The organism is Aestuariivirga sp., assembly GCF_037139295.1.
Lineage (GTDB): Bacteria > Pseudomonadota > Alphaproteobacteria > Rhizobiales > Aestuariivirgaceae > Aestuariivirga.
The window spans coordinates 1-5,881 of record NZ_JBAXGR010000153.1 but is presented as its reverse complement, the minus strand read 5'-3'; the positions used below and the strand labels follow the sequence as shown (position 1 = coordinate 5,881).

The following is a 5,881-nucleotide window of genomic DNA, read 5'->3' as shown; positions in this document are numbered from 1 at the left end:
CGTTCTTTGTGGCGTAGGACACAAAGGGCTGCATGTAGGCCTGGTTAATATTCTTTTCGGCTGGATCACCCGCGAAGGACCAAATTTGATTGGCCAGGATGCCGACGGTCCAGGGGCCCTGCTGCATGAGTGCGACGCCGGTAGGTCCTAACCCCCACTTTTCCGGTCCGAGGAGAGGGTGGGAGGCTGTGTTGAGGTATGCAATAGGACCCACGCCCCAGATGATGCCATGGGTCGGCTTCACCGGCGAAAAGAACAGGCTCTGCTGGGTATTGCCGAGGCCCCATTGGTTGCCCGCCCTAGGATAAATATCGTCCTGCGAAATTATCGGCAAAATGGTGCGGGAGATCAGATTCCAGTCTTCATTAAGCCTTATCGGGATCACTGGCTGCAGATTGACGTAAGTCTGATTTCCATCGTCGGCTGGGCCGATACCCTCGTTGTAGTTGCCCTGAAAGGGAACGCTGATAAGGCTCGCAACGGGGTTGGCGAGTTGCTTGGCCAGGTCCTGCGAATCCTCATCAGCCATAGCCGCGCTATGCAGCAAGAAGATCGTTCCGAGAGCCAGTAGCAGCCTGTTCATGTCTTGTCCTTCAGCGTTCCCAAAAGCACCAACACTCGTGTCCGATGGATCAAGCCAGACTCGACAAAAGGGCGATCGGGAACGATCCTCTGTCAAATCATTCAGCACCACGCTTGGCACTGCGCTCGACCTAATTCGGAATGCGAGTTACATCGTTTGGTACCAGAAGGGACAATGAGAATTCTAACAGAACCTAACAGACGACAGCGGCGATGGTGGTGGAAGGCGCTCATGATCGCGTTCCAGTTTTCTATTTTTGCGTGTTGTTTGCCGGTGTCAGCGCAAGCTGAAGAGCCCTTGCTGATGTCGCAATCCTATTGGGTCGATGTTTCAGGACGCGCGGATTTGGCCGAGGCGATGGCCGCGCCGTTCCAGCCCGATGATGGCCTTGTTTCGAAGGGCTTCACGCGATCTGTATTGTGGCTGAAGATCGAAGTGCGAGGTCGTGAGGGCACGGACCCAATAGCGCTGGTCGTCACCCCGCCGTTTCTGGAGCGGATTGAACTTTATGACCCGGAGGTGGGTGGCGCAGGCTCAGCAGCTCCGCTTGTCAGCGGTCGTGATGTGACGCCTGATGCCGTGAACCACGTCGGCCTGAGCAGTGGCTTTATCATCGCACCATCAATAGCGCCTCGCATACTATACCTTCGCATTTCATCATCCACGACGCTTACGGCAAGCATTGCTGTGATGCCTCTGAACCAGGCCGTGGTTGCGAACCAGCGCCTTGAGGCAATCCTCGCGGTCTATGTCGCCTTCCTGATAGGCCTCTGCCTCTGGGGCATCGTGAGCTGGCTGGTCAGAAAAGAAGCCATCTACGGCTTCTTCGTTCTGAGGCAATTCTACTCTTTGCTCCTCTTCTTGGCTTTCTTTGGTTTGTTCCGCTTCTTCTATCCTGAGGAATTCGACCTTTCTTCCAGGCGCTTTATCTATGTCTTCATTCTCGTCACCGTCATTGCCGTAACGGGATACTTCGATCTGAGACTTCTCTCGGGCTTCGGTGCTAATCGTTGGTTGCGCAGAATCTTGGGGGCCGTTCTCTTCTTGCCGGCCATCAGTGTAGCGTTCCTCCTATTCGGTGAACCAGGAACAGCTCTTCGTCTCAATGCGGCGGTCATCAATGTCATCATGCTCATGACCTGCCTGCTCGCCTTTTCCGTCCGCGACCCCGAGAGAGAGCAATATGGTTCGTCAGCCTTGTGGATCATCCGCGTCAGCTTTCTGCTGATGGCGTTTGTGATCATGGTGCCTGTGTTGATGCATCAGAACGTCATCCAGACGCGCATGCCGGCCGTCAACTTCATCTTTCTTCATGCGCTGCTGTCGGCATCCGTCATGGTGGCGCTGCTCACGATAAGAGCGCGACGGCGGGATCTGGCTGCCCAGCAGGCATTGCTTCAGGTGCAGATCGCGGAAAGGGAGCTGCGCGAAGAAAGTCAGCGCAGGAACGAGAAGGAGAAGTTCCTGTCCATGCTGACGCACGAACTGAGAAACCCGCTCGGCGTCATTCGCCTCGTTGCAGATACGAAGTCCCCGGGCGGCCGCACGATCGAAAAGGCAGCCCAGGATATGGCTGGCGTCATTGAGCGTGTGGAGCAAAGCGAAAAGCTCGACAGCCAAACAGTTTCACCTGATTTTGCGCCCGTCGATCTGACTAGGTTTCTCGATGAACTCGTTGCGGAGAAGCCGTTCCTTGGGCGCGTGCAGGTCGTGCACGAAGAAGCGCTGTCTGTCTCGACGGATGGCGTGATCCTGCGATCCATCCTGCGAAATCTGCTCGACAATGCGCTGAAGTATAGCCCCGCCAACACGCCCGTCATGCTCACTGCCACTTCAGTCAGTTCAGGTGACAAGGCAGGTGTGAGGCTTGAAGTAGTCAACAGGGTTGGTAAGGCGGGTGCGCCTGACCCGGAGAAGCTCTATACCAAGTATTATCGGAGCAGGAGAGCTCATCACCAACCAGGATCGGGCCTGGGGCTCTTTCTAGTGGCCAATTGGGTAAGGACACTGGGGGCGAGCATCGACTATTGTCTCCTTCGAAACGACGAAGGGGGCAAGTCCGTGTCATTCAGCCTGTGGATGCCTTCATGACTCGGCCCCTCAAGATCATTGTCGTCGAGGACTATGACGACTATCGAGCGGCCATCTGCAATGCGCTCACCCAGGATGGCCATGATGTAATCGGCGTTGCAAATGCCGAGGATGTCGACGACGAGCCCGTCGGATATGTGAGTGATCTCTATATCGTCGACCTCAACCTTCCGGGTGAAGACGGCATGGGACTGGCGCGCCGTATCCGGAAGTCCCAGCCGGATGTGGGCATCGTGATCGTGTCGGCCCGTAACGCGCTTTCGGACCGCATTGAAGGCTACCAATCGGGTGCCAACATATACCTGACAAAGCCCTTTTCTCTCGAGGAGCTCCGTGCCGTCGTCTCCGGCTTCAGCAGCAGGCTGGCCAACAGTGGAACTGCACTCCCCCGGACATTGACCCTGAGTTCGGTGCGCATGGTGGTGGCGGGGACTGCAGGTGAGACGAGGCTGACTCAGACTGAGATCGTTCTTCTGGCAGCCTTCTCCAGGGCATCCCAGCAGATACTCGAGCGATGGCAGGTTGCATCGCATCTTGGGGGCGGCGAGCACATCAGCCGTGAAAATCTGGAAGTTAAACTCGGCAGGCTTCGCAAGAAACTCGTCAACTGCGGCGCAGAGGCTCCGGCAATCCAATCGTTGCGGGGAGTGGGCTACAAGCTGTGCAGTCCGATCCGCGTTGTGACGGATTGACCAAATGATATCAACTAGACACTTGGTGTTTCTCATAGGTAACGATCACAAAGGGCATTAGCGCAATGCAGGCGGCTTACTGGTGGGGGTTGACTTGCCTTATACTGCTCGTCGCAGTCGAGTTGGGGCGGAGATTGTCGGTGCCGCTTCGCGTCCGCGAGCCGGGAAGCACCCGAGAGATTGTCAAACAGGCGACTGGCGTCATTGCAACACTGACGTCTCTAGTGCTTGGGCTTCTCATTGCCAACGGGCAGCAATCATTCAGTCGTCAAGGTATCTCGATTGCGACAATGGCCGTCAGTGTGGCCCGGTTGGATGAGGTCCTTCAGGCCTACGGTAGCCAGGCCCAGCCTTGCCAAAGTAATAACACTGTTCGCAGCAGCAGCGTGTTCGATTAGCAGCGCTCTTGCTGCGGATCGGACCGTTATCAAACTGCACCAAGAAGCTCCCGAATTGCACTACGTGGACCAGTTGCCCGTTGGACATTCGGACGGCGATATTCTCGCGTTTGAAGCGAATCTGACTGGCGATGGTGGCGTAAAGGCGATCATGGATGGTTTCTTGATGACCGTTGACTTGGCTGAAGGAACGGAAACCGTAGAGGACCGCGTGGGCGAGTTTACGATTGATTTTGGTAGTGGCTCATCGCTGCTCGCCTCAGGAAAGGCCGTGTTCGCTGCGACGGCTACGGAGATGCCCAATGAAGCGCCACAGATCCGCTCAGTGATCGGTGGTACGGGCACATATATCGGCGCACGTGGACAGATAACCTCTGTGCATCATTCCGATGGTACCTGTGACCACATGATTGAATTGGTGAATTAACAGCGCATGCCGCAATTTGAGCCGAACCACGTACGTAACATCAGCTGGTTCGGCACGGCCTACCAAGTTACATACTCTCACAGTATCCAAAGCCGTTGTTGGTCGTCACGTTAACAGTAACGCTTGGGGGCAGAGTGCAAGGGAGCAACAGGGGACAAGAGCAGTAACACTGATTGTCTTTCTGGGCTGATCGCCTCTCGATGAATTTTCTGCAACGCTTTTGTTCATTGATGCGACCGCTGAGATTAGAGCCAATCAGACTACAAGCTTCGGAGAAGCAAGATGCCGAAAATGCTGGCGGGGTGAAAACACCGCCGGTTACAGAGTTAAGCCAAGTTGTAGCGTTTTCCTCACACTGAACAAAACAGGGAGATCAGGCATGAACTTTCGTCTTCCCGTGCTTGTTGCCGCCAGTCGCGTGTGGACGGCCGCGATCGCCGCTGCCGGTGAACCGGCTAACCCTCATGTGCCTTTGCAAAAGACCATCGGTCGTCCGATGGCACAGGGGCCTGTGCCGTCACTCGGTGTTATCAATGCCCAGGGAGCTGACCTTGCAGAGGGAAAGCTCACGCTTTCCGGCGTGTCCGGCAACATCATCGTCTTCGCCGACCGTCCGGTGCGGGCGACAGGCCATGAGACCAAGGAGTTGTTCATTTCCCGCTGGGGGTGGCGCGGACAAAGCCCGATGCGTCAGCAATGCATTGCCGAAAAGCTGAACCCTTGCGGTCGAGCGACCAGCAAGCCCGCAACCTCACAAGCACGATCCTCGCAATCACCGCTGGTCTGATTATGCTGATAACGTACTGTGAACTCTCCCGAGGACCTTCCGGCTGCTCAGCCTGCTCGCGTCGGTCGCGTGAGGACTCCTCGGATCATGCTCGCCACGATCTCCTACGGCGGTGCCATTGAACTCAGGCGATTGCCACCACCACGCCTTCAGGGCGAATGATATTCAGCTATGTTCAGGATGGTGTTGCAAATAAATTGCGAGCGGTGGCGAAGGAATACTACTTTTCCCCAAGTTGACGAATTTCCTGCGCTAACCTATCGAATTTTTCTTGCGCTAACGGTGTGAGATAGAGAAGACGTTCTCTTCTATCCGTAGGATTTCGCTCACTCGCAACCAAATTTGATTCTACTAGCCTCCTAAGCTGTTTATGGACAGCTACATGCGAATCCAAGTCGAAACTGCGGACAATGTCCTTCTGTCGGACAGGATGCCCATTCGCCTTTGCTATTTCGATGATTATGGTTCGCGAAACGGCATCAACATCTTCATTCGACGAACCACGAACATTTAACGCATCAAGACCGTTAGAATCTATTTCGATAGAAGCGTTCATAGTCGCCGTCCTCACGAATCACACTGGTCAAGTGAGGCGTGTTATGAACTCTTGAGAATGAATATGAGGCTAACGCTAACACATTGATTTGTTTATAAATACCATAAGTAAATGTTCTTATATTCCGGACTTTCAACTCTGGAAAAACGAAGCAGCGCAAGGGTACATTGGAACATCCGACTTCAAAGCCAGTTGTAATTCTACGTAGCTGTACCCATATGAATATGGTAAGATCGTTCTTGCACTCGCTCGCTCAGACGTCTCGCGAGGTGTGCACTCCGGTGATCTGTAAGCGCCGTCTACGCCCCATGGAGTTTCCGGTTGCGGGCTGAAGGATTTTCGGAGTG

At 54.8% G+C, this 5,881-nt stretch carries 5 protein-coding genes and 1 pseudogene; 4 read left to right on the top strand and 2 right to left on the bottom strand.

The window, feature by feature from the left end:
- The coding region (locus WCJ41_RS19775) for a transporter (RefSeq protein ID WP_336907558.1) at positions 1–529 on the bottom strand (529 nt) is incomplete at its 3' end.
- Between the two features lie 285 nt (positions 530–814).
- On the opposite strand from WCJ41_RS19775, the gene WCJ41_RS19770 reads away from it, so the two are divergent.
- From WCJ41_RS19770 to WCJ41_RS19755, 4 genes and pseudogenes are all read left to right on the top strand, one after another.
- Positions 815–2,674, top strand: a complete 1,860-nt coding sequence (locus WCJ41_RS19770) for an ATP-binding protein (protein ID WP_336907557.1) — start codon at positions 815–817, stop codon at positions 2,672–2,674.
- The gene (locus tag WCJ41_RS19765) at positions 2,671–3,366 is read left to right on the top strand and encodes a response regulator transcription factor (RefSeq protein ID WP_336907556.1); all 696 of its coding nucleotides are present in this window, start codon (positions 2,671–2,673) and stop codon (positions 3,364–3,366) included. The genes WCJ41_RS19770 and WCJ41_RS19765 overlap by 4 nt, the downstream gene beginning before the upstream one ends.
- A 453-nt stretch (positions 3,367–3,819) precedes the next feature.
- Positions 3,820–4,191 carry a hypothetical protein gene (locus tag WCJ41_RS19760; RefSeq protein ID WP_336907555.1) on the top strand — a complete coding sequence of 124 codons (372 nt, stop codon included), beginning with the start codon at positions 3,820–3,822 and terminating at the stop codon, positions 4,189–4,191.
- A gap of 379 nt (positions 4,192–4,570) precedes the next feature.
- Positions 4,571–4,825: pseudogene (locus WCJ41_RS19755) on the top strand (hypothetical protein); the annotation flags it as partial.
- 373 nt (positions 4,826–5,198) lie between these two features.
- Here WCJ41_RS19755 and WCJ41_RS19750 read toward each other — a convergent pair.
- Positions 5,199–5,534 (bottom strand): MarR family transcriptional regulator, encoded by a 336-nt coding sequence (locus WCJ41_RS19750; RefSeq protein ID WP_336907554.1) that lies wholly within the window; start codon positions 5,532–5,534, stop codon positions 5,199–5,201.
- Positions 5,535–5,881 lie beyond the last annotated feature (347 nt).